General features: G+C 70.5%; 25 protein-coding genes. 14 read left to right on the forward strand and 11 right to left on the reverse strand.

Annotated elements, in window-relative coordinates:
* Positions 1-2 precede the first annotated feature (2 nt).
* The 4 genes from narI to ACYU7G_RS01060 are packed head-to-tail and all read right to left on the reverse strand — an operon-like array spanning position 3 to position 6,664.
* On the reverse strand, positions 3-761 hold the full coding sequence (gene narI / locus ACYU7G_RS01045) for a respiratory nitrate reductase subunit gamma (protein WP_461103864.1): 759 nt from the start codon (positions 759-761) through the stop codon (positions 3-5).
* Positions 758-1,384, reverse strand: a complete 627-nt coding sequence (gene narJ / locus ACYU7G_RS01050; protein ID WP_461103866.1) for a nitrate reductase molybdenum cofactor assembly chaperone — start codon at positions 1,382-1,384, stop codon at positions 758-760. Before narJ ends, narI begins: the two co-directional genes overlap by 4 nt.
* A 1-nt stretch (position 1,385) precedes the next feature.
* Positions 1,386-2,951: a nitrate reductase subunit beta gene (narH, locus tag ACYU7G_RS01055; RefSeq protein WP_461103868.1), complete on the reverse strand. Its 1,566-nt coding sequence runs from the start codon at positions 2,949-2,951 to the stop codon at positions 1,386-1,388.
* Positions 2,951-6,664, reverse strand: a complete 3,714-nt coding sequence (locus tag ACYU7G_RS01060; RefSeq protein WP_461103870.1) for a nitrate reductase subunit alpha — start codon at positions 6,662-6,664, stop codon at positions 2,951-2,953. Before ACYU7G_RS01060 ends, narH begins: the two co-directional genes overlap by 1 nt.
* Before the next feature lie 146 nt (positions 6,665-6,810).
* Here ACYU7G_RS01060 and ACYU7G_RS01065 point away from each other — a divergent pair, with 146 nt between their 5' ends.
* Together ACYU7G_RS01065 and ACYU7G_RS01070 are read left to right on the forward strand one after the other, a co-directional pair.
* Complete coding sequence (locus ACYU7G_RS01065; RefSeq protein WP_461103872.1) at positions 6,811-7,686, forward strand: NTP transferase domain-containing protein; 876 nt, start codon at positions 6,811-6,813, stop codon at positions 7,684-7,686.
* 173 nt (positions 7,687-7,859) lie between these two features.
* Positions 7,860-8,594 (forward strand): alpha/beta fold hydrolase, encoded by a 735-nt coding sequence (locus ACYU7G_RS01070; protein ID WP_461103874.1) that lies wholly within the window; start codon positions 7,860-7,862, stop codon positions 8,592-8,594.
* 129 nt (positions 8,595-8,723) lie between these two features.
* Here the strand turns inward: ACYU7G_RS01070 and ACYU7G_RS01075 are convergent, their stop codons facing one another.
* From ACYU7G_RS01075 to ACYU7G_RS01085, 3 genes are read right to left on the reverse strand one after another with little or no spacing between them, the layout of a single operon-like run.
* Positions 8,724-8,966 (reverse strand): MoaD/ThiS family protein, encoded by a 243-nt coding sequence (locus ACYU7G_RS01075; protein ID WP_461103876.1) that lies wholly within the window; start codon positions 8,964-8,966, stop codon positions 8,724-8,726.
* Between the two features lies 1 nt (position 8,967).
* Entirely contained in the window at positions 8,968-10,002 is a 1,035-nt protein-coding gene (gene moaA / locus ACYU7G_RS01080; protein WP_461103878.1) for a GTP 3',8-cyclase MoaA, read from the reverse strand.
* 37 nt (positions 10,003-10,039) lie between these two features.
* Positions 10,040-10,654: a GyrI-like domain-containing protein gene (locus ACYU7G_RS01085; RefSeq protein ID WP_461103880.1), complete on the reverse strand. Its 615-nt coding sequence runs from the start codon at positions 10,652-10,654 to the stop codon at positions 10,040-10,042.
* A gap of 99 nt (positions 10,655-10,753) precedes the next feature.
* Here ACYU7G_RS01085 and ACYU7G_RS01090 point away from each other — a divergent pair, with 99 nt between their 5' ends.
* Positions 10,754-11,464 carry a helix-turn-helix transcriptional regulator gene (locus ACYU7G_RS01090; RefSeq protein ID WP_461103882.1) on the forward strand — a complete coding sequence of 237 codons (711 nt, stop codon included), beginning with the start codon at positions 10,754-10,756 and terminating at the stop codon, positions 11,462-11,464.
* Between the two features lie 46 nt (positions 11,465-11,510).
* Here the strand turns inward: ACYU7G_RS01090 and ACYU7G_RS01095 are convergent, their stop codons facing one another.
* Positions 11,511-11,816 (reverse strand): DUF4333 domain-containing protein, encoded by a 306-nt coding sequence (locus ACYU7G_RS01095; protein ID WP_461103883.1) that lies wholly within the window; start codon positions 11,814-11,816, stop codon positions 11,511-11,513.
* A gap of 93 nt (positions 11,817-11,909) precedes the next feature.
* On the opposite strand from ACYU7G_RS01095, the gene ACYU7G_RS01100 reads away from it, so the two are divergent.
* The 9 genes from ACYU7G_RS01100 (at position 11,910) to ACYU7G_RS01140 (ending at position 20,838) form a co-directional block, all read left to right on the forward strand.
* Positions 11,910-12,320, forward strand: a complete 411-nt coding sequence (locus ACYU7G_RS01100) for a hypothetical protein (protein ID WP_461103885.1) — start codon at positions 11,910-11,912, stop codon at positions 12,318-12,320.
* A gap of 262 nt (positions 12,321-12,582) precedes the next feature.
* Positions 12,583-13,089, forward strand: a complete 507-nt coding sequence (locus ACYU7G_RS01105) for a hypothetical protein (protein WP_461103887.1) — start codon at positions 12,583-12,585, stop codon at positions 13,087-13,089.
* Between the two features lie 87 nt (positions 13,090-13,176).
* A complete protein-coding gene (locus tag ACYU7G_RS01110; RefSeq protein ID WP_461103889.1) occupies positions 13,177-13,821 on the forward strand; it encodes an SAF domain-containing protein in 645 nt (214 codons plus the stop codon).
* A complete protein-coding gene (locus ACYU7G_RS01115) occupies positions 13,821-14,627 on the forward strand; it encodes a hypothetical protein (protein ID WP_461103891.1) in 807 nt (268 codons plus the stop codon). The genes ACYU7G_RS01110 and ACYU7G_RS01115 overlap by 1 nt, the downstream gene beginning before the upstream one ends.
* A complete protein-coding gene (locus ACYU7G_RS01120; RefSeq protein ID WP_461103893.1) occupies positions 14,620-16,071 on the forward strand; it encodes a CpaF family protein in 1,452 nt (483 codons plus the stop codon). The genes ACYU7G_RS01115 and ACYU7G_RS01120 overlap by 8 nt, the downstream gene beginning before the upstream one ends.
* Complete coding sequence (locus ACYU7G_RS01125; protein WP_461103895.1) at positions 16,059-16,913, forward strand: type II secretion system F family protein; 855 nt, start codon at positions 16,059-16,061, stop codon at positions 16,911-16,913. The genes ACYU7G_RS01120 and ACYU7G_RS01125 overlap by 13 nt, the downstream gene beginning before the upstream one ends.
* Positions 16,910-17,797: a type II secretion system F family protein gene (locus ACYU7G_RS01130; RefSeq protein ID WP_461103897.1), complete on the forward strand. Its 888-nt coding sequence runs from the start codon at positions 16,910-16,912 to the stop codon at positions 17,795-17,797. The genes ACYU7G_RS01125 and ACYU7G_RS01130 overlap by 4 nt, the downstream gene beginning before the upstream one ends.
* A gap of 70 nt (positions 17,798-17,867) precedes the next feature.
* Positions 17,868-18,047: a hypothetical protein gene (locus ACYU7G_RS01135; protein WP_461103899.1), complete on the forward strand. Its 180-nt coding sequence runs from the start codon at positions 17,868-17,870 to the stop codon at positions 18,045-18,047.
* Positions 18,048-18,072: 25 nt separating this feature from the next.
* On the forward strand, positions 18,073-20,838 hold the full coding sequence (locus ACYU7G_RS01140; protein ID WP_461103901.1) for a LysM peptidoglycan-binding domain-containing protein: 2,766 nt from the start codon (positions 18,073-18,075) through the stop codon (positions 20,836-20,838).
* Between the two features lie 16 nt (positions 20,839-20,854).
* Here ACYU7G_RS01140 and ACYU7G_RS01145 read toward each other — a convergent pair whose 3' ends face one another.
* Complete coding sequence (locus ACYU7G_RS01145; protein WP_461103903.1) at positions 20,855-21,502, reverse strand: YybH family protein; 648 nt, start codon at positions 21,500-21,502, stop codon at positions 20,855-20,857.
* 175 nt (positions 21,503-21,677) lie between these two features.
* Between ACYU7G_RS01145 and ACYU7G_RS01150 the strand changes: the two genes are divergently transcribed.
* Together ACYU7G_RS01150 and ACYU7G_RS01155 are read left to right on the forward strand one after the other, a co-directional pair.
* Positions 21,678-22,064 carry a BlaI/MecI/CopY family transcriptional regulator gene (locus tag ACYU7G_RS01150; protein WP_461103905.1) on the forward strand — a complete coding sequence of 129 codons (387 nt, stop codon included), beginning with the start codon at positions 21,678-21,680 and terminating at the stop codon, positions 22,062-22,064.
* A 2-nt stretch (positions 22,065-22,066) separates the two neighbouring features.
* Positions 22,067-22,879 (forward strand): M56 family metallopeptidase, encoded by an 813-nt coding sequence (locus tag ACYU7G_RS01155; protein WP_461103907.1) that lies wholly within the window; start codon positions 22,067-22,069, stop codon positions 22,877-22,879.
* A gap of 22 nt (positions 22,880-22,901) precedes the next feature.
* On the opposite strand, the gene ACYU7G_RS01160 is transcribed toward ACYU7G_RS01155, so the two are convergent.
* Both ACYU7G_RS01160 and ACYU7G_RS01165 read right to left on the reverse strand, forming a co-directional pair.
* A complete protein-coding gene (locus ACYU7G_RS01160) occupies positions 22,902-24,503 on the reverse strand; it encodes a copper resistance CopC/CopD family protein (RefSeq protein ID WP_461103909.1) in 1,602 nt (533 codons plus the stop codon).
* Positions 24,504-24,598: 95 nt separating this feature from the next.
* Positions 24,599-25,333, reverse strand: coding sequence for a YcnI family copper-binding membrane protein (locus ACYU7G_RS01165; RefSeq protein WP_461103911.1), 735 nt, complete (start codon positions 25,331-25,333; stop codon positions 24,599-24,601).
* Positions 25,334-25,386: the final 53 nt, after the last annotated feature.

Raw genomic sequence — 25,386 nt, forward strand, 5'->3', positions numbered from 1 at the left:
GGTCAGCGACGTCCCTTGTCACGGTCCGAGGTCCCCACGGGGTCCCAGCCGCGGCCGCCGGCCGATACCTGCCTGGCCTTCACCTGGTCCCTGGAGCGGTAGACGATGTAGGGGCGGAACAGGTAGTGCACGGGGGCGGTGAACGCGTGCACGAGCCTGGTGAAGGGGGTGATGGCGAACAGGAACAGTCCGAAGAAGACGTGCGCCTTGAACTGCCACGTCGCCGCGGCCATGGGGGCGACGTCGGGCTGGAAGATCACCATCGAGCGGAACCAGACGGAGACGGTCTCGCGGTAGTTGTGGTGGTCGCCGTTGGGGTGGGTCTCACCGGTGAACGTCGCCAGCAGGCCGAGCACGATCACGACGGCCAGCACCAAGTACATCACCTTGTCGTTGGCGGTGGTGGCCTTGAACACCCGGGCGGTGCGGCGTCGGCGCCAGATCAGCATGCCGAGCGCGACGGCCAGCGCCAGGCCCGCCAGGCCGCCGCCGTAGAACGCGCCGAAGTGGTACATCTCCTGTGTCAGGCCGATCCAGTCGGTGAACGCCTTCGGGACCAGCAGGCCGACGATGTGGCCGATCAGCACCGCCAGCAGCGCGAAGTGGAAGATCGGGGATGCGATCTTGAGCAGCTTCGACTCGTACAGCTGCGAGCTGCGGGTGGTCCAGCCGAACTGGTCGTACTTGTAGCGCCACGTGAGCCCGCTGATGAGGATGAGCAGCACGACGTAGGGGAGCACTCCCCAGATGAAGAAAGTCATGACACTGGCCTGCCTGTCTGGATCTGATAGGTCTCGAGGCCGACCTGCTCGATCGGCGGGGCGTCGACGAAGGTGGCGCCGTAGATCTTCTGCACGTCCGCGCGCGAGCCGGCCAGCGGACCGGCGAGGTGCCGGCAGACCGCCTCCACCACGCCCTCCTGCGGCAGCTCGTCCTTGCGCAGCCCCAGCCGCAGCAGCTCCAGGCTGGCGCGGTAGGTGTTCAGCAGCCCCAGGCCGCGCTCGGTGTCGCCGCGGGCGGCGAACTCGAGCACCATCGGCAGGTAGTCGGGCAGTTCACCGTCGAGGTCGACGATCAGGCCCGAGTCCCGGTAGGTCTGCTTGATGGCGGCCAGCACCTCGCCGCGGCGGCGGGTGTCGCCGTCGGTCCAGTAGGTCAGGTGCATGGCGTGGCGGCGGGAGAGGTCGAACTCCTGGACGTGGAACTCCTGCAGCTCGCGCAGCGGCATCGAGCGCAGGTGCGCCAAAGTCGGTGCGAACAGCGGGGCCGACTGCGAGCCCGCCAGCGACTGCTCCAGCAGGTCCAGCCGGGTCAGGAGTGACTCGTCGGGGTACTGGAGCACCATTGCGGCGGCCTGGAAGCAGACCTGCATCTGGCCGGCCATCTCAGGTCATGCTCTCGTCGTCGCGCTGAGCCTTCATGGCGTTGAAGCTCTGGATGGTGACCGGCACGGGCTTGCCGGAGGAGCCGCCGAACGGTTCGGCGAAGGCCGGGTCTCCGTCGAAGTCCACCGAGCAGCCCATCTCCTCCAGGTTGTGCGCCTGCTCGACGTGGGCCTTGGGAATGACGTAGCGCTCGTTGTACTTGGCGATGGCCAGCAGGCGGTACATCTGCTCGATGGCCCCGCCGGTCATGCCGACGGCCTCGGCGATCTCCTCGTCGCCGGGGCGGCCTAGCGTGATGTCTCGCATGTAGGCCCGCATCGCGGCGAGCTTCTGCAACACTCCCGTGACGACGGCGGTGTCACCCGCCGTGAACAGCTCGGCCAGGTACTCCACCGGGATCCGCAGCGCGTCGATGGCGCCGAACAGGTTGCCGGCGGCCTCGGCGTCGTGGCCCTGCTCCTGCAGGAGGTCCACCACGGGAGACAGCGGCGGGATGTACCAGACCATCGGCATGGTGCGGTACTCCGGGTGCAGCGGGAGCGCCACCTTGAAGTACTTGCACAGCGCGTAGATCGGCGACTTCTGCGCCGCCTCGAGCCAGTCGTCGGCGATGCCGCTGGCGCGGGCCGCGGCGATCACCTCCGGGTCGCGCGGGTCCAGCATCAGGTCCAGCTGGGCCTCGTAGAGGTCCTTCGGGTCCTCGACGGCGGCGGCCTCGGTGACGCGGTCGGCGTCGTAGAGGACGATGCCGATGTAGCGCAGGCGGCCGACGCAGGTCTCGGAGCACACCGTCGGCAACCCCACCTCGATGCGCGGGTAGCAGAAGTGGCACTTCTCGGCCTTGCCCGTGCGGTGGTTGAAGTAGATCTTCTTGTAGGGGCAGCCGGTGATGCACTGGCGCCAGCCGCGGCAGCGGTCCTGGTCCACGAGGACGATGCCGTCCTCCTCGCGCTTGTAGATGGCGCCCGACGGGCAGGCGGCCATGCAGGAGGGGTTCAGGCAGTGCTCGCAGATGCGTGGCACGAAGAACATGAACGTCTTCTCGTACTCCGCCTTGATCTTGGCCTCCGACTCCTTGCGGAGCTTCGCGATGATCGGGTCCTGCTCGATGGTCTCGTGGATGCCGCCCAGGGCGTCGTCCCAGTTGGCGGAGGACTTGATGGCCATGTCCTCGCCGGTGATCAGCGACTTGGGCCGGGCCACCGGGAAGTCGTCGATCATCGGGGACTGGATCAGGTTCTCGTAGTCGTAGGTCCAGGGCTCGTAGTAGTCGTCGAGGCCGGGCTGCACGGGCGAGGCGAAGATGCTCAGCAGCTTCTTGAACCGGCCGCCGGACTTCAGCTTCAGGCGCCCGGACTTCGTGCGGACCCAGCCGCCCTGCCACTTCTCCTGGTCCTCGTAGGTGCGGGGGTAGCCGAGGCCGGGGCGGGTCTCGACGTTGTTGAACCAGACGTACTCGGTGCCGGCGCGGTTGGTCCACGCCTGCTTGCACGTGACCGAGCACGTGTGGCATCCGATGCACTTGTCGAGGTTCATCACCATCGACACCTGTGCCATGACTCTCATCAGTACTGGACCTCCTGGGAGCGACGGCGCACCGTCGAGACGATGTCTCGCTGGACACCGGTGGGACCTAGGTAGTTGAACGCGTACGACAGGTGGGCGTAGCCGCCGATCAGGTGCGTGGGCTTCATCAGGATGCGCGTCACCGAGTTGTGGATGCCGCCGCGCTTGCCGGTGGCCTCGGACTTGGGCACGTCGATGGTGCGCTCCTGGGCGTGCTGGACGTAGGCGACGCCGTCGGGGATCTTCGGGGAGACGACGGCGCGGGCCACGAACACGCCGTTGGCGTTGGTGAGCTCGATCCAGTCGTTGTCCCGCACCCCGATGGAGGTGGCGTCGGCCACGCTCAGCCAGGCCTGCGGTCCGCCGCGGCCGAGGCTCAGCATGAACAGGTTGTCCTGGTACTCCGAGTGGATGGACCACTTGTTGTGGACGGTGAGGTAGCGCAGCACGATGGACTTCTCGCCGTTCGGCCCCAGTTCGGGTTCGCCGAAGGAGCGCGACATGTCCAGCGGGGGCCGGAAGATCGGCATGTTCTCGCCGGCGTCGGTGAGCCAGTCGTGGTCCAGGAAGAAGTGCATCCGCCCGGACAGGGTGTGCCACGGCTTGAGGCGTTCGGTGTTGATGGTGAACGCCGCGTAGCGACGCCCGCCCGTCTCCGAGCCGGACCACTCGGGTGAGGTGATCACCGGCTGCGGCGCCTGCTGGGTCTCCACGAACGTGATGCGGCGCTCCTCGGAGCCCTCGGAGAAGTCGGCGAGCTTGCGCCCGGTCTTCTTCTCCAGGTCCCGGAAGCCTGCCGTGGCGAGTTCGCCGTTGGTGGTGCCGGAGAACATCAGGATGGCCTCGGCCATGCGCTCGTCGGTGTCGATGGCGGCGCGGCCGGCGGCGGGCCCGCTCGGGTAGACGCCGTGCAGTTCGGCCAGCTGCTGCACCTGGTGCTTGACGTCGTAGGTGATGTTCTTCACCGTGAAGCCAAGCCGGTCTGCGAGCGGGCCGACGGTGGCGAGCTTGTCCGCAATGGCGGTGTAGTCGCGCTCCACCACCATCAGCTGCGGCATGTTGACCCCGGGCACCGGCTCGATCCCGTCGGTCTTCCAATCCCGCTCGATGCCGCCGGGCTGCTTCACCTGTCCGGGGGTGTCGTGCTGCAGCGGCACGGCCACCAGGTCTCGGCGGGTGTCCAGGCGGCCCTTGGCCATCTTCGAGACGGTCTCGGCCAGGTCGTGGAACAGCTGGAAGTCCGTGCGGGTCTCCCACGGCGGGCTGATGGCCGGGGTGAAGGCGTGCACGTAGGGGTGCATGTCGGTGCTGGACAGGTCGTACTTCTCGTACCAGGTGGCGGCCGGCAGCACGAGGTCGCTGAGCAGCGTCGACGACGTCATGCGGAAGTCCGCGGTGATGAGGAGGTCGAGCTTGCCCTCGGGTGCCTCTTCGTGGAACTTGATGTCGGTGGGCCTGCGGTCCGCGCCGTGCTCGTTGGGCATCAGGTTGTTGTGGGTGCCCAGGAGGTGCTTGAGGAAGTACTCGTTGCCCTTGGCGGAGGAGCCGAACAGGTTGGAGCGCCACAGGATCATGGTGCGCGGCCAGTTGGCGGGCGCGTCGATGTCCTCGATGGCCGAGGCCAGCTTGCCCTCCTTCAGCTGCTGCGCCACGTACGTGCCGACGTCGGGGGCCTCCCCCGCATCGACGGCGGCCTGCGCCTCGTCGGCCAGGTCCAGCGGGTTGCGGTCGAACTGCGGGTAGAACGGCATCCAGCCCTGGCGCGCGGACTTGGCGAGGGCGTCGGCGGCGTGCAGCCCGTCGAGGTTGCCGGTGGACAGGGGGCTGGTGATGGCGTCGGCGGAGAAGCCGTCGGTGCGCCACTGGTCCGTGTGCATGTACCAGTAGCCGGTGCCGATCATGGTGCGCGGCGGGCGCGACCAGTCCATGGCGTTGGCCATGTTGAACCAGCCCGTCATGGGGCGGGCCTTCTCCTGGCCGACGTAGTGGGCCCAGCCGCCGCCGTTGCGGCCGATGCAGCCGGTCATCATCAGCAGCGCCATGATGGCGCGGTAGGTGGTGTCCGCGTGGTACCAGTGGCAGATGCCGGCGCCGATGATGATCATCGTGCGGCCCTCGGACTCCTCGGAGTTCTTGGCGAACTCGCGGGCGGTGCGCAGGCAGGCCTCGGCGGGGACGGCCGTGATGGGCTCCTGCCAGGCAGGGGTGTAGGGGACGGTTGCGTCGTCGTAGCCGGTGGGCCAGACGCCGGGGAGGCCCTCGCGGCCGACGCCGTACTGGGCGAGCATCAGGTCGAAGACGGTGGTGACGAGCTTGCCGGCCACGCGCTTGGCGGGGACGCCGCGGCGCAGGATGGAGCCCTCGCCGCGCGGGTCCTCGAAGCAGGGCTGCGCGATCTCGACGTACTCCACCTCACCGGAGCCGTCGTCGAGGAGGCTGAGGGCGGGGTCCAGGTCCTCGAGGTCCAGGTTCCACTTGCCCTGGCCGTCGTCGTTGTAGCGGTAGCCGATGGAGCCGTTCGGGACGGCGGGGGCGCCGGTGGCGCGGTCCCACAGCACCGTCTTGAAGGCGGCGTCGGAGACGTCCTGCCCGAGGTCCTCGGCGGTGATGAACTTGGACGCGGTCAGGCCGTGGCCGTCCGGGTGCTCGACGAGGCTGACCAGCATGGTCATGTCCGTGAACTGCTTGACGTAGTTCTCGAAGAAGGGGACCCGCTTCTCGACGAAGTTCTCGTTCAACATGACGTGGCCCATCGCCATCGCCAGTGCGCCGTCGGTGCCGGCCTGGGCGGGCAGCCACTCGTCGGCGAACTTCACGTTGTCCGCGTAGTCCGGCGCGACGGTGACAACCTTGGTGCCGCGGTAGCGGACCTCGGCCATCCAGTGGGCGTCGGGGGTGCGGGTTACGGGGACGTTGGAGCCCCACATCATCAGGTAGGTGGAGTCCCACCAGTCGCCGGACTCGGGCACGTCGGTCTGATCCCCGAAGACCTGCGGGGAGGCGACGGGCAGGTCCGCGTACCAGTCGTAGAAGCTGGTCATCGCGCCGCCCAGGAGGTGGGTGAAGCGGGTGCCGATGGCGTGGCTGACCAGGCTCATCGCGGGGATCGGAGAGAACGAGACGATGCGGTCCGGGCCGTAGTTCTTGATGGTGTTGACGTAGCTGGCCGCCGCGATCTCCAGGGCCTCGTTCCACGTCATCCGCACCAGGCCGCCCTTGCCGCGGGCCTGCTGGTAGCGCTTGCGCTTGACCGGGTCAGTGGTGATCTCCCGGAACGCCTCGACGGGGTCGCCGAGGCGGGCCTTCGCCTCGCGGTACATCTCGATCAGGACGCCGCGGCCGTAGGGGTAGCGCACCCGCGTCGGCGAGTAGGTGTACCAGGAGAACGACGCGCCGCGCGGGCAGCCGCGGGGCTCGTACTCGGGGCGGTCGTCGCCGGTGCTGGGGTAGTCGGTCTGCTGCGCCTCCCACGTGATGATCCCGTCCTTGACGTAGACCTTCCAGGAGCACGAGCCGGTGCAGTTCACACCATGGGTGGAGCGGACCACCTTGTCATGGCTCCATCGGTCGCGGTAGAACACGTCGCCGGCACGGCCGCCCTCACGGAACACGGCGCGACCGTCGGGGGTCTCGTCCCATCCGGTGAAGAACTTTCCGATCTTGAGCAGGGCATCGCTGGCGGGTCCGTCGAGACGGGCAGATTCCGTGGTCATGGTTCCTATCGAAACACTCGTCATGGGGAAATTCAGGTGAATCACCGGGAGTTTTTCACAATGTTTTGGTTTTTAATAGGTGACGCGACCATGCCGTATTTCCTGATCCCTGTGCGCTCGCGGCGACGGGCATAGACTCTGTGGGCATGACGGTTGCACTCATCATCGGAGGCGGGCGCTCCAAGCGCATGGGAACCAACAAGGGCGAGCTGACCCTCGAGGGCCGCACCCTGCTGGAGCGGGCCGTCGACGCCGTCACCGACGCCACGCTGGCCATCGTGGTGGCCCAGGAGGTGGAACTCACACCCGCTCCCCGCTGGCCCGAGGTGCGCTTCACGCTCGAGAACCCGCCCTTCGGCGGTCCCGTCGCAGGCATCGCGGCGGGCGTGGCACAGCTGTCCGACCGCTCCGACGCCGAGGAGGTGATCGTCCTGCCCGTCGACGCCCCCTCGGTCAGCGATGCCGCCGGTGAACTCGGCGCCGCCCGCCCCGGCCCCGACGGCGTCGTGCTGCAGGACCAGCAGGGCTGGCCGCAGTACCTGTTCGGCCGCTACCGCCTCGGCTCGCTGCGCCGGGCCCTGGGTGAACTGGGTCGGGTGCGCGGCGCGTCCGTCCGCAGCTTCGGCGAACTGCTGAACCTGGCCCGGGTCGTCGTGGACCACGACCTCATCGCCGACGTCGACACCCCCGAACAGGCCATCGAGGCCGGCATCGAACTCCCGCGGGAACGTCGCGACGACCCGGGCGTCGTCGAGCGCGTCCACAATTGGCGCGACGTGCTGGCCGAGGAACTCAGGATCTCCGACGCACCCTTCGACGTGGACCAGATCCTGAAGCTCGCCGCCGTGGTCTCCAAGGAGGTCGCCCGCCCCGCCGTGCCGGTCACCGCCTACGGCGTGGGCCTGGCCGTGGGGATGGCCGTCGCGAAGGGCGAGGATGCCGACGCCGCGCTCGCCCGTGCCATCGACATCGCCACCTCGCCGGCCACCACGGACCCCGCGCGCAAGCCCGCCGCCGGCTGAGCAGGTCCGCCCCCTCGTCGGTTGAGCAGGTCCGCCCCCTCGTCGGTTGAACAGGTCCGCCCCCCTCGTCGGTTGAGCAGGTCCGCGCGAGGAACGAGCCGGACCGTGTCGAAACCACCCCGCGCCTGTCCGCCACACCGGCCCGCGGACGTCCCCACCCGTAGGATCGACCCGTGACTCCCCTCCCCGTGGTGCTGGTGCACGGGCTGCGCACGTCGTCGACGATGTGGGACCAGCAACTGCCCATCCTCAAGGCCACGGGTCGGAGCGTGCACACCCCGGACCTGCCCGGCCACGGCACCCGCCGTGATGATCCGTTCACTCCCGACACCGCCGTCGCAGTGGTGGCCGACGCGCTGGCCGCAGCCGACGAGGGCGAGGGCGTGGCGCTCGTTGGCTGCTCACTGGGCGGGATGGTGGCGATCCACGCTGCCGCCACGGCTCAGGAGCACGTGGAATCGCTGGTGGCGGTGAACTGCGCCACGCAGCCGGGACGTCGCACGGCGGGCCTGTACGGCCTCGGCATCCGCGCGCTCCACGGCCTGCCCGGAGCACCGGCCCGAGCGGGTGGCCCGCTGCTGCGACGCCTGCTCGGAGAGGCCGGCGCCGCAGCCTACGTCCGCGGCGGAACCGCCTCCGACGACGCCGTCCGCTCCGCACTGGCCGCGGTTGCAGGGTGGGACCTGCGGTCAGACCTGGCGAGGATCCACGTCCCCGTCACCATCCTCAGCAGCCGCTTCGACCAACTCAGGCTCCAGGAGCGCTCCTTCGCAGCCGCCGCGCCGCACGGCAGGCTGGTGGTCCTCCCCCACGGCACCCACCTGGCGCCGCTCGCGCAGCCGGACCGCTGGACTGCGGCACTGGTGCGCGTACTGGATCCGGCTGCCGGCGCGGGACAGGGTCGCTGACCCGACCGTGACCAGCGCTCGCGAGCAACCGGTTTCTCTGCATCGGAGGGCACGCCCCTCGGCGTGTCGCGAGATCCTGTCACGCCGGTAGTCAGGCCCGGCGCATGCCTGGAGCCAAACGGCGCTGCGTCAGCCGCCGGCGAAGGGCGGCAGCACGTCCAGCTGCGCGGCGGCACCGACGGATGCGGTGCGATCGTGCACTCGGGCACCGTCCAGCAGGAGGGAGCTGGCGCCCAGCACCTTGGCGAGGCGTTCGTCGTCGCCCACCACCCGCTGCACGACGGAGTCGATGGTCTGCTCGGGGGCCACGTCGAGGATTCGCGACGGTGTGCCCGCGGCCTCGGCGGCCCCGGCGAAGAATCGGATCTCCATGTCAGCCTCCAATGGCGCTCATGTTGCGTTCCGGTTGCTGGAACGTCGGCTCCCCGATGCCGTGCCCGGCGAGCTTGGACGCCTGCCCCCCGAGCCAGAGCTCGGCGATCTGCTCGTCGGTGGCGCCGTCGCGGAGCGGACCTCGCAGGTCGGTCTCGGTGCGGGAGAACAGGCAGTTGCGCATCTGGCCATCGGCGGTGAGGCGGGTGCGGTCGCAGGAGCCGCAGAACGGGTTGGTGACCGAGGCGATCACGCCGATCCGCCCGCCGGCCTGGTCCGCGTCGGGAGCGACGTCCCACAGCTCGGCGGGGGCGGCGCCGCGCGGGGTGGAGGCGGGCGTGAGGGTGTAGTGCTCGGAGAGGGCGTCGAGGATCTCGGTCTGGGTGACCATGTCGGTCCGGTCCCACTGGTCGTGGGGGCCCAGCGGCATCTGCTCGATGTAGCGCAGCTGGTGGCCGCGGCGCAGGCAGTAGTCGGCCAGCGGCACGATGTCCTGCTCATTCTGGCCGCGCATGATCACGGAGTTCACCTTGACCGGCGTGAGGCCGGCCGCCGCGGAGGCCTCGATGCCGGCCAGCACGTCGTGCAGCCGGTCCCGGCGGGCCAGACGGGCGTAGCGCTCGGGTTCCAGGGAGTCGAGGGAGATGTTGACCCGGTCCAGGCCGGCTTCCCTCAGCGCCCCGGCGCGGTGCTCGAGTCCCAGGCCGTTGGTGGTGAGCATCAGTTCCGGCCGGCCGCCGTCGACGGTGCGGAACTGGGAGACAGCGGCGACGATCTCCTCGAGGCCCTTGCGCAGCAGGGGCTCACCGCCGGTGAAGCGGACCTTGACGATGCCGAGGGTCTCGACGGCGATCCGCACCATCCGGATGACCTCGTCGTCGCTGAGCACCTTGTCGTTGGGGAGCCACTCCATGCCCTCGGCCGGCATGCAGTAGGTGCAGCGCAGGTTGCAGCGGTCCGTCAGGGAGACGCGCAGGTCCCGCGCGGTGCGCCCGAAGGCGTCTACCAGCGGCTTGTGGACTGCGAGTTCTGACACGTCGCCACTGTAGCCGCTGTCAATGGGCACGCCCCCTTCAGGCCGGGGCAACGGGCTGGCGCAGGATGGTGCGCAGCTTCTCGGGGGCGGTGCGGCGCGGGTCGGAGAGGTAGATCTCGTGGTGGTGACCGTTGAACCGCAGCCCCCGCTCCGGGATGACCTCCTCGTGGAGACGCGTGAGGGTGGGGCCCTCGTCGTCGTACGGGCCGACGTGGAGGATCTGCAGGCAGCGGCCCTCGGTGAGCTGCTCGAAGCGGAGCAGTTCCAGGCCGGGGAGGTCATTCTTCGCGGCGGTGGCGGCGACGGCGTCACGCACAGCCGCGTCGTCGGTCCAGGGCGGGGTGGAGATCATCGCGCGCCAGCTCCAGGCATCCTTGTCGCGGGTGAGGAAGGTGGAGATGTCCTGCGCCCACCACAGGGCCTCGAGCGGCCCGACGACGCAGTCGCGGCCCTGGGCCTTGCCGGCGAACTTCAGCGCGTACGCCACCGGGTAGAGCGCCTCGATGGCCTGCGAGTAGGCGGCCGAGGTGTTCGGGTCGCCGCTGCCCTCGACGGCGAGGTAGCCGAACGTCGGGACCTCCACCTCGACGAAGTCCTTGGCGCCGGGCGCGTAGAGGTGTTTGAACTCACGCCTGACGTCGTACTTCTCCATGGCGCCTCCCCTTCGACCCGTCCAGCCTAGACTCGAAATCAGGAGCTGGATTCCCCAATATGTTCGTGAAAATCGATGTTGCGGGGCACAATGAAGGGCGTGGCGAACGAAACTGCGGGACACGGCTTGGGGCCCACGCGCGCCCGCGTACTGAACCGCCTCACCGAGATCGAGGGTGGGGTGGGTGTCTCCGCGCTCGCCAAGGACCTCGACCTCCACTCCAACACCATCCGGTTCCACCTCGAGGCGCTCGTCGAGTCCGGCTACGCCACCCGCAGCCACGAACCACCCAAGGGGCAGGGCCGCCCGAAGACGCTCTACCACTCGACGGAGTCCGCGCCCGTGGTGGACGGCAACCACCTGCGCGACCTGACACAGGTGCTGGTGCGCCAGCTCATCCAGAACGCGCCGGACCCGGGGCGGGTGGCCGAGGACGTCGGCCGGGCGTGGGGCCAGGAGGTGGCTGCCGACGGCTCGGGGTCACGTCGCGGCGAGGACGGGCTCGGCGCGCTGCTGGAGCACACCGCGGGAATGGGCTTCGCCATCCAGACCCCCGACGAGGGGGCCGTCGAGTTCCACAGCTGCCCCTACCGTTCCGTCAGCCAGCCCACGCTGGCCACCATCTGCCAGGTGCACCTGGGCATGATGCGCGGCTACCTGGAGTCCACGGACTCCGACGTGGACATCGAGTCCCTCAGGCCGGGCAACATCTGCGTCGCGGGGCTCAAGCGCAGGGCGCAGGGCGAGCCGGCCAAACCCGATGCGGAGGTCCTGGAGCTTCCGGAGGACCGGGGAGCTGGTCACGCGTAGGCCGGAACGTCCCGCCGCCGTGCGGCACGGCGTCCCGACGGGGCCCCTAGAGCTCGTCGACCTTGACGTCGAAGTTGACGTTGTTGTCCTCGACGGAGGTGACGGTCACCGTCAGCCCGATGCTCTCCCCGTCGGCGGTCAGCGTGCAGCGCATCTCGGCGCCCACTTCGGCCGGCAGGTCGTCGGGGCAGTCCACCTCGTCGGGGGCCTGGCCAACCGTCTCGGCCAGCACCTTGCTCACCTGCTCCTCGACGTCATCCTCCGGTACTGCACCGACCCCGCACGCGCTCAGCAACAGCAGCAGCGCCCCTGAAATCGCGACCCCTACCTGACTGGTTCGACGAAACAGCATGAATTCCTTTCGAGTTCCCCGTGATTGGACCATCCACCGTAGCGGCGAAGGGGGTCGCCGCCCGGGCGCCGGCCCGGCGATAGGCTCGTGGGCATGAGCAGGGAAGAACGGGCCGCCGACGCCCAGCGCCGCGTGGAACTGGGCAAGCAGGCCGCACGCCTCGAGGCGCAGGCCGCGCAGGTGATCATCGACGACTTCATCACCAAGGCGCGCGCAAAGGGGCTCGCACCCGTTCCCCTGAAGGCCCGCACCATGGACGGTCACCTCGTCCGCACGGACAAGCAGGGCTGGTACATCCGGCAGAACCACTCCATCGCCATCGACACCGACGGCGGCTACCAGGTGCTGACCGTCCCCGGCGGCTGGAAGGAACGCATCACCGGCGTGAAGCTGACCGCCAGCCTGCCGTCGCTGGAGGTGGGCCGCGGCGGTCGCGACGGCGAGACCGGCCACCTGCGCGAGTTCCTCGGCTGGGTGCTGGACGGCAGGGTGCCGCAGGACTGAGAATCCACAACCCGCAGCGCACCCGGCGGATCCTGCGATCCCTCCATCAGGTGTGGAGTTCTCCCCAGAGTTGTCCACATTTGTCCCCAAGGTCAATTCCGCGTTGACCTGCGTTTTCGCTGCTGGCAAACACCGGGTTAACGGATGACCAACCGACGGTGACCACAGTGGACAACCCACCGGAGTTGTCCACGGATTGTGGAAAACCTTATGCCAATCGCTCCACAGGTGACGGACCCGCCGGGCCGTATGATCAGCGCCCATGGCAGCCCGCAGCAAACCGATCGAGCCCTGGAAGATGGTGGTGGCCGGGGTGGTGGGCGCGGTGGTGGTGGTCTCCTGCATCGTTTCGCTGTTCACTGCGCCGGTGTGGAGCGCCGAGTGGTTCGCTGCACTGGCCGGCGTTGGGGTGTTCGGCCCGGTGTTGGCCCTTGCCATCACCATGTTGCGGCCCCAGCGCAAGGGTCTGAAGAAGCAGCGGTCGAACATGGGGCTGGTCTCCGCCATCTTGTTGTTCGCCGGGCTGTCCCTGGCCCTGGCGAGCGCCGCCGTCTCGGGCTGGATCGCCTACAAAGTCGACGGCGTGCCCTCCTTCCGCACCGGCACCGGCTCTGTCCGGTACGACCTCCCCGTGCCCGTGTTCAGCGTGGTGATGGGAGTGTGCTCGCTCGCCTTCGGATTCGCCGCCGCCGTTGGGGTGCGTGACCTCCTGCGCCGCCGCTCCGGAGGTGCGCGCCCAAAGAAGCACCCCAAACACCGCAGCAACTGAGTTATCCACAGATTGGCGGCACCCCCGCGACGGTGACCCCCTCCACCTCATAGGTTGTTGCCCATCGAGACCAAAGGTGGTGATCCGATGCTGCGCGAGCGCAACCCCGCAACGGGAGAGCAGTCTCCCCCGGCTGCGAGCCGGCCCGAGGGTGTCCAGCTGCGCCCCAGACGAAGTCCAAGGCTCGTCGCGCTGGGCGTGGTGTTCGTCGTGCTGGGGGCGCTCGGGGCGGCGGCCCTCTACTCGGCGAGCGTGGACCAGCGGACGGCCGTGGTGATGGCCACCGACGTGGTGCGTGGCGAGCAGCTCGCCGCGGAGGACCTGGCTGTGGTGTCCGTCCCGGCCGGATTCCAGGTGGAGGTCACCGACGGCGACGCCTTGTCCGATCTGGTCGGACGGACCGCGCGCACGGACCTGCCCGCCGGGTCATTCCCCACGGGACGCCTGCTCGGCGAGGACCCGATCCCGGACGGTCACAGTCTCGTCGGGCTCCAGCTCGGACCCGGCCGCATGCCGGGCACGGACCTTGTCCCGGGCACCCCCGTGCAGCTGGTCAGCCTCGCGGAGGGCGACGATTCGGTAACCGACGCCGTCGTCGCCGAGGCGCCCGTGTTGACCGACGACGGCACCGGGTTCGTGCTCGACGTCGTGGTCCCCGACGAGGCCGCCCACGCCGTCGCCCGGTTGGCCGCCACGCAGCAGCTGGCCCTGGTCGCGGTGGGTGAGGGCTGATGGCGGTCATCGTGTGCGTCGGCGCATCGGGAGCCCCGGGGGTGACGACGAGCGCACTGGGACTGGCCCTGACCTGGCACCGCGACGTGCTGCTGGCCGACTGTGACCGGGAGCCGTCCCAGTCCGTCCAGGCCGGTTACCTGCGCGGGCTGGACCACGGTGGCCGCGGCCTCGGCGGGCTGGCGCGGGTCCACCGCGAGAACCGGCCCATCCCACCAGAGCTGTGGCACCACACCGTCGCACTCACCGAGGGCGAGGAGGTCCAGCGACGGTTCCTGCCCGGGTTCTCGCTGCCCGCGGCCGTCCGCCTGTTCGACGTCGTTTGGCCGGAACTGGCGGACGCGTTCGCCTCCCTGGACGCCCGCGGCGTGGACGTCATCGTCGACGCCGGCCACGTCGGGCGCGACGGTCTCCCCCTGCCCTTGCTGGCCCGGGCGGACGCCGTGTGCTTCTTCACGCGGACGTCGCTGCGCGCACTGGCGGGAGCGCGACTCTACCTGCCCGCCCTGGCCGAGCAGTTGGCTGAACTGCCCGTCGACAAGCTCCTCGGCCTCGTCCTGGTGGGACCCGAGCGCCCGTACTCGGCGCGTGAGATCTCCACCCAGTTCGGGCTCGAGTGCTGGGCCGAGATCGAGTGGAATCCCGCACTGGCAGCGGTCCTGTCCGACGGCGAGCCCGAGCCGAAGCGGTTCGCGAGCCGCAGCCTGATGAGCCAGCTGCGTGCCGCGGGGATGCAACTGGGAGAGCGCATCACCGGGGCCCGCGAGGTGGAACGGGCACTCTTGGCGAGGGCCGCCCATGTCTAGTCCCGTCTCGCAGGTTCCCAGCCTCGGCGGGGCCTTCACCTCGCTGGCCGCCTCCGACTGGCATCCCAGCCCGCCGCCGCGTCGCAGCGACGGCCACACCCCTGACCCGCGGCCACCGTCGACCACCCTGGAGGTGGACTGGCAGCTGGTGGTGGTGCTGCGTCGGCGCGCCGCCGAACGGATCAGCCAGATCAGTGAACAGTGGCAGGAGGAGCGGCACACCCCGATCCCGGAGGAGGACCGGCGGGTCCGTGGCCGCGCCGTCATCCGCTCCGTGGTGCACGCCCACGCCGAACAGTTGACGGAGACCGGCGAGGCGATGTGGCCGATGGCGCTGGAGGACCGCTACGCCGCCGCCGTGGAGAGTGCCATCTTCGGCTACGGCCGGATGCAGCCCCTCTTCGAGATCCCCGAGGCCGAGAACATCGAGATCCACGGCTGGGACTCGGTGGTGGTTCAGTACGGCGACGGCCACCGCGAGTCCCACGCCCCCGTCGCGGACTCCGACGAGGAACTGGTGGATGCCATCCGCTTCCTCGGAGAGACCGCACACCCGCCACGGCCCTTCGACGATGCGCACCCGACGATGACGCTCGCCCTGGGGGACAGGTTCCGGCTCCACGCCATCGGCTTCGGCCTCAGCTACCGGCCGTCGATCACCATCCGGCAGCACATCCTCACCGACGTGACCCTCGCGGACCTGGCCGACGACGGCATGCTCCCCCGCCAGGTGGCACAGCTGCTGCACGCGGCCGTCCTGGCGCGCAAGTCCATCGTGATCTCCGGGGACCAGGGCGCCGGCAAGACCACGCTGCTGCGGGCACTGATCGCCGCCATCCACCCCAGCGAACGCTTCGGGACGCTGGAGACCGACTACGAGCTGCTCACCCATCTGCGCCGGGACCGCAAGAACATCCTCGCCCTGCAGGCGAAGGTGGGGCTCGGCGAGAACTCCTCCGGGCGCGAGCTGGGTTCCTGGAGCGTCGCGGACCTGATCCCGGAGGCCCTGCGGCAGAACCTGTCCCGTCTCGTGGTGGGCGAGGTGCGAGGCACTGAGGCCGGTGCGATGTTCGAGGCCATGCAGGCCGGGGCGGGCACTTTGTCGACGACGCACTCCCACTCGGCGACGGCCACCATCGACAGGCTCGCGGCCCGGGTCGCGCAGGGTGGCGTGATCGGGATGGAGGAGGCGCTGCGGCAGGTGGCGCACAACATCAACTTCATCGTCCACGTCGTGCTGGAGGACAACGCGTGGCGCGGTGGCACCAGACGTCGGTTGGTGAGTGAGGTGCGGCAGCTGACGGGTTCCATCGAGGGCGGGCGACCCACCACGCACCTGGTGTACCGGGCCGCCACGGCGAGCACCGGCCAGTTGTTCCAGCCCGAGGCGGGGATGTCCGCCGAGCTCGAACAGTTCCAGGCGGGCGTGACATGGAACCGGTGATCGCAGGAACCCTCGGCGCGACGGTGGCACTGGGCCTGGTCCTCGTCGTCGCCGGCCTGCGGAAACGAGAACAATCCACACAGTTGTCCCCAGATCTGTGGAAAAGGGTCTCGCGGTTGTGGGAATCCTCCTCGAAGCGTTCAAAACTCTGGGTCATCGGCTCGTTGGGGGCGGGGGTCCTGCTCGCCGTCCTCACGGGCTGGCTGGTCGCCGTGGTGCTGTTGCCGGCGTTCGCCATCGGCATCCCGGCGCTGCTCAGGGAGCCTCCGCAACGTGAGATCGACGTGCTGGCCGCGCTTGACCGCTGGGTCCGGCTGCTGGCACCGTCGATCGCCACCGGCAAGTCCATCCGCGACGCCGTCATCGCCACCCGTCAGCAGGTGCCCCCGGCGCTCACCCAGCCGGTGACCCGCTTGGTGGGCCGCATCGACCAGGGCTGGACCACCCGCGACGCCCTGCTCACGATGGCCGACGAACTGGACTCGGCCGACGGGGACGCCGTGCTGGCGGCCCTGGCGATCGCCTCCAGCCGCGGCGGGGTGGGCACCCGACAGACCTTGGCCGCGCTCGGCGCCAACACCCAGGACCGGCTGCGGGCACTCCGCGAGATCGCGTCCGAACGGGCCAAGCCCAGAGCCGTCGTCAGGCAGGTGACCATCATCACGCTGGTGGTCCTGGGTGCCTCGATCCTCCTCGGAGGCCAGTTCTTCGCCGCGTACAGGACCCCGCTGGGCCAGGTCCTCGCCCTGGGTCTGGGCGCCGCCTACGTCGGTTCCCTCGCGATCCTGCGGCGACGCACGGTGCCCGCGCCGGCCACGAGGTTCCTGCGGGGGTCGGCATGACCGGCCTCGGGCTCGCCGTCGCAGCGGGACTGCTGGTGGGCCTCGGGGCGTTCCTCGCGGTCCTGGGCACCATGGGCCGGACCGCCCGCCTCGGGGACGCGCTGGCGGTCCTCGACGGCTCGGCCGCACCGACACCGGTGGTGCAGGGGACGGATTCGGGCGGTCTGGAGGGACTCGGCGCCCGACTGCAGAGAAGGCTCCGGCTACCCGTGACCGAGAAGCAGCAGCAACTCCTGCTGCTCCAGGACCGCACCATCGGCGACTTCTTCGCGGAGAAGTTGGTGCTCGGCCTGGCGGGGCTGCTCCTGCCCGGCTTCTGGGTGGCGCTCCAGTACCTGACGGGCTCCCGGCCCGACCCGTTCCCAGCCCTCTTCGGACTGCTCGGTGCCGTCGCCGGCTACTTCCTCGCGGACCTCAACCTGGCCCGCGGCGCGAGAGCGGTCAGGCGCTCCACCACCGAGAGCATCCACACGTTCTTCGACCTGGTGGCCCTGGAACGGCTCGCGAACGCCTCCGCCGCACAGGCCGTCGAGACCGCCGCCAGGATCTCCGACGCGCCCCTGTTCCGGCGCATCTCCGCCGGGCTGGAACGCTCCCGGCTGGAACAGACCACACCGTGGGTGGAACTGGCCAGGATCTCACGCGAGTGGGACCTGCCCGAGCTCACGGACTTCGCCGACGTGATGCGGCTGGAGGAGCAGGGCGCGGCACTGGCCGACGTGCTGCAGGCTCGCGTCAAGGAACTCAGGGAGGCCCATGTCACCAAGCAGCGCAGTGAAGCGCAGGAGGACACCGAAGCACTGACCATCTGGATGACCATCCCCGCACTGTTGCTGGGCCTCACGTTCGTCATCCCACCGGTACTCACCCTGTGGGGGATGTGACGCAGCCTGTGGACAAAAAAGTTTCGGCCCGACGAACTACCAAAGTATGAGAGAGACAAGGAACGGACCAATGAACAATCACCACTGGATCACCGGGCTCTGGCTGCAGCTGACGCGCCCCACGGCCCGCGACGAACGAGGACTGTCCCAGTCCACCGAGAACGCCATCCTGCTGGCCGGCGCGGTCGCCGTCGCCTTCATCATCGTCACCGCCGTGACGACGTTCGTGCAGGGCGAACTCCCCTTCTGATGACCGGCCGGGGCGTGATCGGGACATGAGGTCGCTCAAGGCACTGGCGGCGCTGCTGTTGCTGGCGGCGCTGCTCCTCGGCGTGCCCTGGGCGCTGCTCGAGTGGGGCCGCGCCGCCGAACTGGCGCAGGTGGACTGGTCCACGGCCCTGCTGCGGCCCGACGACGGCCGCATCACCCTGGGTATCCTCACCCTGCTCGGATGGGCCGCGTGGGCGGTGCTCGCCGTGACCACCGTGCTGGAGTTGCTGCGCACCGTGTCCAGAGGAGTGGTGGACCTGCGCCTCCCGGGCACCGGGTGGCTGCGCCCAGTGGTCGCCTCGCTCGTTGCGGCGGTTGCCGCGCCGCTGCTGGGCTCCGCGATGGCCGGGACCCATCCCGATCTGGCACCACCGCCGGCCGCCGCCGTCGCCCCGCTGGAGGACCGGGACGACGCCGTCGCGCACACCGGCGCGGACCCGACGCCGGAGCAGGACGCCGCGCCCGAATCGGGCCGCTACGTCATCCAACCGGGCGACGAGCTCTGGTCTCTGGCCGAGCGGATGCTGGGCTCCGGTGACAGGTGGCGGGAGATCCTCGAGGTGAACCCCGGGCTCACCCACGACGCGCACCTGCGCCCGGGAAACGCCATCAACCTGCCCGAGGGAACGGAGCCCGACGCCTCGGCGGGGATCGACGACGTCCCCCGGATCACGGTCGAGCATGGCGATACCCTGTGGGACCTGGCCGACGAGCACCTCGGCGAGGCGAACCGCTGGCCCGAGCTGCACGAGGCCAACCGGGACCTGGTCCAGGACCCGGACGAGATCCAGGTGGGTTGGGAGCTCCACGTGCCGGACAGTTCAACCTCCGAAGCCGCCAACCCCCAGCCGCCCGACGCCGAGCCCGCCCCCTCGGCGGTCGCCGACGGCCCCACCGAGACCGGTCCGGAGACCACCGTCGGGGAGACCCCACCTCCGGATCCGGAACCGACCACACCGCAGGCCACGGCCACCCCCAGCAGCGCGACAACGCCGTCGGCCACCACATCAGCCACGGCCACCCCCCGCCCCGCTCCCACGGAGACGCAGCCCACCTCGGCGACGCACCCTTCGGAACCGGAACCCGAGCCGAGCGTGGAGGTGGACGCCGCCCGCCAGCACGACATCCTTGGCCCGCTGGGAGCGGTGCTGGCCGCCGGTGTGTTCGCCGGCGTCGCGGCCCGGCGTCGCACGCAACTGCTGCAGCGTGCCGTCGGCCGTCGGGTCCTGCCGCTGCGCCCGGAGCTGCAGCGGTTCTGGTCCTCCCTCACCAAGCGCGGCAGCGAGGCAACGCCGCCGACGGACATGCCCCCGACCGGGGTCCTGCTGGGCTGGGAGGAGGACCGGGACGTCACCTGCGAGCTGGAGGCGAACCGGTGCACCCTCGCGCAGGGCTCGCCGGAGGACTCACTCGCCGCCGTCTCCGCGATGCTGACCAGCCTGATGTGCGCACCGTGGTCGGTCGGGGTAGAGGTGGTGACGGTCCAGTCCCCCGACGACTGGGAGGCGAGCCTCGACGACCCCCGCCTCACGGGCGTGTCGGGCCTTGAGCAGGGCCTCGTGGAACTGCAGAAGCTGTGCGCCTCCAGGAGGATCGAGATGGGTAGCTCGAACCTCGCCCAACTGCGCGGGGACGAGGACCTGGCCAGCGCCTGGGCGCCGGTGGTGTTCGTCTTCTGCGGCCCGGTGCCCGAGGCGGCGCTGCGCCGCATCGACGACTGCCTCTCCCTCGGCGAGGTCGGGGTCAGCGCCGTGGCGGCCGTGGCCGAGGGCACCGTCCCGGCCAAGCGCTGGCACCTGGTGCGGCTGGAGTCGGCCGAGCGCGCCGTCCTGCTGCCCGCCGGGACGGCGTTCATGCCCCAGCTGCTGTCCGCGCCGGCGCGGCACGCGGTGGTGGAACTCTTCGCCGGCGCCAACGACGACACCACCGAGCCCGCCCCCTGGTGGGACGAGGACCCCCTGCCCCCGAACGTGAAGGTCCTGCCCCGCAAGACGCTCGAACCCACCAAGGACAACGCGATGTCAGCCCGGCCACTGGATGCACAACACCCGACCCTCCTGCTGCTCGGCCCCGTCGAGCTGCGTGGCTGCACCGGACCGGCACCGTCGCGTTCCAGGGCCGCGAGCGCCGAGTGTTGCGCGTGGCTGCTCACCCATCCCGGATCGACCCCGAGCCGGATGGCCCGGGACCTGGTGGTGGCCGAGTCCACGCGTCGGTCCATGGTCAGCCGGCTGCGCAGCTGGCTCGGTGACGACGAGTCGGGCAGCCCGTACCTGCCCGACGGCTACTCGGGCCGCCTGGAACTCCACCCCGACGTCGAGTCCGACTGGGAGAGGTTCCAGATGCTGCTCGCCGGCGGCGTGAACCACGCCAGCTCGGCGCTCCTGCAGGAAGCCCTCGAGCTGGTCCGCGGCGAACCGCTGGAGGACGTCGCGTTCCAATGGCCTTGGGCGGAGCAGCTCCGCATGGACATGGTCAGCATGGTCACCGACGCCGCCACCGTCCTGTTCGACCGCGCACTCGAGCAGGGAGACCGGGACGCGGCGCGCTGGGCGCTCGCCCGCGGCCACATGGCGGCCGGCGCCGACGAGACCCTCACGGTGCGCGGCATCCAACTCCTGGCCCTCACCGGTGACCGGACCGAGGTGGACCAGGCCATCCGGAAACTCACCCGCGCGGTCAGGGCCGAGGGGAGGGACCTGACCACGGACTCGGTGCGGCGCATCCAGGAGTCCCTGCACCTGGTGGTCGCGGGGCAGGAGGCCAACTGAGGCTGGGCAGGGCTGTCTACTGGTTGAGCGCCTCGGTGGGCTTGTCGCCGTCGCCGTGGTCGCCGAAGAGTCCGCCCCGGTGGCCCTCGCCCTGCACCTTCAGGGACTCCTCGTCGCCCAGCAGCTTGTGGTGGTGGGGATGGTGCTCGCCGTCGCCGAGCAGGCCCGAGCGGTGTCCCTCCCCCTCCACGGCGAGATCCGATTGGTCGCCCAACCGGTTGTCCGTGCTGCTGACCACCACCGCGACCTCCTCCTCGTCCTCGTCATCCTCGTCGAACTCCACAGGGATGGAGGTGTGCTCGTGGATGACGAGCCACTGCCCGCCGAGCTGCTGCACGACGAAGGTGGCCCGTGCCTCGAGCTCCACCTGCTCGTCGGTGCCGACGATGGTGCCGGAGTAGGTGACGTGCCCGTTGACCACCGCGAGTTCGGTGGCCTCGATGATCTCGACGTCGACGAAGTCGCACTTGGCCTCGCGGCCGGGCTCGAACGCGCCGAACCAGCCCTCCACCTGCTGACGCCAGGCGGCCTTGTCCGGGTACTCGGCGGGCTCGGCGGAATCGAAGACCCGGGCGTCGTCGGCGTAGAGGGCGAGGAAGGCCTCGACGTCGAGGGCTTCATAGGCGTGGATGTAGGCGTCGATGAACTCGCGAGGGGTGGACATCATGGCTCCTTGTTCAGCGGCCCCAGGTTCGGGACCCATTACCCAACGCTATCCCCGCACGGTGTCGCGGTCAGCCGAAACCAGAAGCCGCCCGCACCAGTTCACCGCGTGTTCATCCGCGGCGTCGTCCCCTCCCCACCAACTACTACATGCTGTAGAGTCCCGGCGCAGGGAGGTGGTTGCGCTGATCGGCAGGAAACGTGCACCCGGCGCGCTCGAGGCGGAGATCATGCAGGTCCTGTGGGACCACGCGGAGCCCATCAGCGCCCGCGAGGTCCAGGCGGCACTCTCCGGCCCGGAACCCGCCACCACCACCGTCCTCACCGTCCTGGACCGGCTCCGCAAGAAGGGCCTCGTCCGCCGCTGCGGCGACGGCCCCCGCAAGGTGCGCTTCGCCGCCGCCCAGTCCGGCGAGGAACAGGCCAGCACCACCATGCTCTCCGCCCTCGGTGGCGCCACGGACCGTGAGGCCGTGCTGCTGAAGTTCGCCGGCAACCTCAAGCCCCACGACGTCGACGTGCTGCGTCGGGCCCTCGACGCCAACGCCAGACTGCGCGGGTAGGCATGCCCACCGTGATCGGCTGCCTCGTCGCCGCCGCCCTCCTGATGACCCTGTCGCCGTGGCTGCTGACCCGCGGCAACTGGCAGGTGGCCCGCCCGCGCCTCGCGCTCGGAGCCTGGTTCGCCGCGCTGGCAATCGGTGTGGCGCTGGTGGCGACAGCCCTCGTCGGGACCGCACTCGCCGCGGCCGCTCTGGCTGCCTCGGCCGGCGACGACGGCGCCTCCGGCGGAGCGGTGGTCACGGTCGTCGCCTGGGTGTCACTGACCGCGGCGGGTGCGTTCATCGGGTTGCTCTCGGGACTGTCCCAGCCACTGGTGGACTCCTATCGGCGCAGCCTGCGCCGGTTCGCGCCCGTGGCCACGTCCCGCGAGGACAGGGGCCCGTTCACGCTCGTGCGGTTCACCTCGGAGGAGTTCCTCGCCGTCGCCGTCCCAGGCCGACGCCCCGAGATCCTGCTGTCCTCCGCCCTCGAGGCGGCCCTCACCCCCGCGCAGCTCCGCGCCGTGCTCGCGCACGAGTACGCCCACCTGCGCCACCGTCACGGCCTGGTGGTGCGGATCGCCGAGCTGAACGCACTGTGCCTGCCGCGCTGGCTGCCCGCCGGTGCGGCGCTGCGCAGCGCCACCCTGCTGCTGGTGGAACTCGTCGCCGACGACGTCGCCGCCCGGCAGGCAGGCACCCTCACCCTCGCCGGGGCCCTCGCCCGGATCGGGCGGTTCAGCGACGATCCCGGCCTGGAACTGCGGGCTGCCCGGCTGGAGGCATTCCGCAGCGGGAGCGAGCCCCGCGGGCTGCCGGTGCCCGTGCAGATCTGACCCCGCCCCGTGGCGATGGGGCTCAGCCGATCCTGACGTCGAAGACCGCGATGGGCCGTTCGTACTTGGACGTGCGCGCCGCCACCTGGACCTTCCAGGCCCCGGCAACCGGAAGGTGCACCGTCGCCACCCAGGAGCCGTCGTCCTCGGCCACCACCTCCGCGGGCACGGGTCCGAGGTCCTGTTCCGGCATTCGGAAGGACACCTCGACCTCCTCCGGGGCCGGGGCCGTCCCGTCGACGGCGAGGGTGAACGCGAAGCTGTTGGTGCCAACCGCCCCCGGGCTGAGGACCCCCTCCACCGTGAGGCCCTGCGACTCGACGGCCACCTGCTGCGGCCCGTGGTCGTGGCCGTGGGAGGGGCTGGTGTTGGCGAGGAACCCCGTGAGCAGCACCGCGCCGACGAGCAGCGCCGCCTCGTGGCGCAGGGCCCGGAAGAACTTGGGACGGGAGCGGCTGGTGGGCAGCATCCGGAACCGCACCCAGGCAGCCAGGGCCAGGGCCGCGAACACCACCATCACCTTGACCAGCAGCAGGCGTCCGTAACCGGTGCCCAGGAGGTTCTCGACGGAGCCCAGGACCATGGTCCCCATGGCCGTGCCGGTGACGACGATGAGGGCGACAGCCCAGAGCGCCCAGCGGGAGAACCGCGCCAGGGCTGCGCGCATCTCCCGCTTCTCCGGCCGCGCGTGGAAGAACAGCAACATCGCCAGCAACCCGCCGAGCCAGAACGCGCCTCCCAAGAGGTGCCCCGCGTCCGCGAGCAGCATGGCGGGCGGGTTGAACGCGAGCGTGTGTCCCACGGCCGCCGGCGCCAGCGCGGCAACCGCCGCGAGCAGCACCGACTGGGCGTCGCGGGGGGTGAATTCGCCGCTCCGCCGGCCGAGCAGGTGCGCGGACCAGCCGAGCACCGCCACCGCGAGCGGGACCAGCGCCACCATCGTCGAGACTCCCGGCGCCCAGGCGCCCGGATCCAGGAGCGCGCCCGGTCCGGCGCCCACCACCCGCAGCCCCGAGGCAGGCACGAGGAGCGCAGAGGCCAGGCAAGCCGCGCCGAGCGTCCACCGTTCCGCCTGAACGAGGGCGCCGACGGTTCCGCCCGGCCCCCGCAGCACCACCCGCGCACAGAAGACCAGCCCGGCGAATGCGAGCAGCCCCAGGTAGAACACGCCGCTGAGGACCCGCACCAGCAGTTCCGTGGCCGCCGGCGTGGCCGACGCGGTTACGGGCGGGGCGCCGGGTGCCGCATCCCCGACGCTGAACGTCACGACGCCGCTGACCGGGTGCCCGTCGGCCGAGACCACTCGGTAGGCGACGGCGTAGGTGGCGTCGGTGGGCAGCGGCGGCAGTTCGACGGTGACCGTCGCGTCGGTGGCGGTGGCGGACAGGGGCGTCGGGTCGGCGTCGGTGGTGAGCAGGCGGATAGCTCCCTCGACCAGTCCGACGGACTCGCTGAAGCGCAGTTCGACCGTGCTGGGCGCCTCGGCCAGGACCGCGCCGTCGGAGGGGGTGGAGGAGACGAGTTCGGCGTGGGCCGCGGCGGGTCGGGCGGAGCCCAGCACCGCGAGCAGTGCCAGCAGCACCACCGCGAGCAGTCGGCGTCCGGTGGCCGGGCGGGCCCTCAACGCTGCCGTCTTCGTGGATGCTGCCGCTGTCGTGGATGCTGCTCTTGTACGGGCAGCACTGACCGACAACGGCAGCACTGAGCGGCGACGGTGGGTCATGACCCCTTGCGCGAGCGCACCAGCGCAGCGGCGCCCAGCACGACGCCGAGCGCACCGGCACCCAGCCCGGCGAGGCTCCACGCGTCGGGACCGGCAGCCCAGCCCGCCTCGGCCGAGCCCGGGTCGTCGCCCTCACCCGAGCCCGCGTCGTCGGCCCCACCCGACTCGTCGTCGGAATGGCCGTGGCCGCCGGAGCCCGCGACGACATCGAGTGACGGTGCGGGGAACGCCAAGTCGTGCGGGTCCTGGCCGGCGGCGGGGACCTCCACCCAGGCGGACTCCCCCTCCTCGCAGGTCTGCACCACGGGGAAGTGGAGTGTGGTGCCGGCGGCCTCGGCGGGCAACTGGAGGGAGAGCTCCAGCACGTCGCGCTGGCCGTCGGGCAGCGGTGTGGTGGCGGTCCAGACCACCTCGGCCACCCGCTCGGTGACCTCGTTGCCGTGGCTGTCGGCGACGGGCTCGTCGAGGGTCTCGGTGACGGTCTCCAGCGTGTAGAGGGCGTTGCGGGTGGGGGTGACGGAGTTGATCCCGGCGGGCACCTGCACGGCGATCTCGGTGGTGGGCGAGCCCTCGCAGCCGTGCGGGACGCTGAACGAGAGGACGGCATACGCCCCGGCCTCGTCCGTGGTGGAGGTCACGCCGACGTGCGCCGCGGCCACCCCGGCCCCCGCCCAGGCCAGGCCGAGCGCACCGACGGCCATCACCGTCGCCACCCGGGCGCGACCCGACACGCCGCGTCGAACAGCCGCAGGGGGCACCGGCGCCCCTTCCGCCCGGAATCGTC

This window comes from Tessaracoccus terricola (genome assembly GCF_054776555.1).

Coding starts and splice junctions, on each gene's coding strand:
- narI (WP_461103864.1), bottom strand. CDS start 761: ATGACTTTCTTCATCTGGGGAGTGCTCCCCTACGTCGTGCTGCTCATC.
- narJ (WP_461103866.1), bottom strand. CDS start 1,384: ATGGCCGGCCAGATGCAGGTCTGCTTCCAGGCCGCCGCAATGGTGCTC.
- narH (WP_461103868.1), bottom strand. CDS start 2,951: ATGAGAGTCATGGCACAGGTGTCGATGGTGATGAACCTCGACAAGTGC.
- ACYU7G_RS01060 (WP_461103870.1), bottom strand. CDS start 6,664: ATGACCACGGAATCTGCCCGTCTCGACGGACCCGCCAGCGATGCCCTG.
- ACYU7G_RS01065 (WP_461103872.1), top strand. CDS start 6,811: ATGACGGTTGCACTCATCATCGGAGGCGGGCGCTCCAAGCGCATGGGA.
- ACYU7G_RS01075 (WP_461103876.1), bottom strand. CDS start 8,966: ATGGAGATCCGATTCTTCGCCGGGGCCGCCGAGGCCGCGGGCACACCG.
- ACYU7G_RS01085 (WP_461103880.1), bottom strand. CDS start 10,654: ATGGAGAAGTACGACGTCAGGCGTGAGTTCAAACACCTCTACGCGCCC.
- ACYU7G_RS01095 (WP_461103883.1), bottom strand. CDS start 11,816: ATGCTGTTTCGTCGAACCAGTCAGGTAGGGGTCGCGATTTCAGGGGCG.
- ACYU7G_RS01100 (WP_461103885.1), top strand. CDS start 11,910: ATGAGCAGGGAAGAACGGGCCGCCGACGCCCAGCGCCGCGTGGAACTG.
- ACYU7G_RS01105 (WP_461103887.1), top strand. CDS start 12,583: ATGGCAGCCCGCAGCAAACCGATCGAGCCCTGGAAGATGGTGGTGGCC.
- ACYU7G_RS01110 (WP_461103889.1), top strand. CDS start 13,177: ATGCTGCGCGAGCGCAACCCCGCAACGGGAGAGCAGTCTCCCCCGGCT.
- ACYU7G_RS01115 (WP_461103891.1), top strand. CDS start 13,821: ATGGCGGTCATCGTGTGCGTCGGCGCATCGGGAGCCCCGGGGGTGACG.
- ACYU7G_RS01120 (WP_461103893.1), top strand. CDS start 14,620: ATGTCTAGTCCCGTCTCGCAGGTTCCCAGCCTCGGCGGGGCCTTCACC.
- ACYU7G_RS01125 (WP_461103895.1), top strand. CDS start 16,059: ATGGAACCGGTGATCGCAGGAACCCTCGGCGCGACGGTGGCACTGGGC.
- ACYU7G_RS01130 (WP_461103897.1), top strand. CDS start 16,910: ATGACCGGCCTCGGGCTCGCCGTCGCAGCGGGACTGCTGGTGGGCCTC.
- ACYU7G_RS01135 (WP_461103899.1), top strand. CDS start 17,868: ATGAACAATCACCACTGGATCACCGGGCTCTGGCTGCAGCTGACGCGC.
- ACYU7G_RS01140 (WP_461103901.1), top strand. CDS start 18,073: ATGAGGTCGCTCAAGGCACTGGCGGCGCTGCTGTTGCTGGCGGCGCTG.
- ACYU7G_RS01145 (WP_461103903.1), bottom strand. CDS start 21,502: ATGTCCACCCCTCGCGAGTTCATCGACGCCTACATCCACGCCTATGAA.
- ACYU7G_RS01155 (WP_461103907.1), top strand. CDS start 22,067: ATGCCCACCGTGATCGGCTGCCTCGTCGCCGCCGCCCTCCTGATGACC.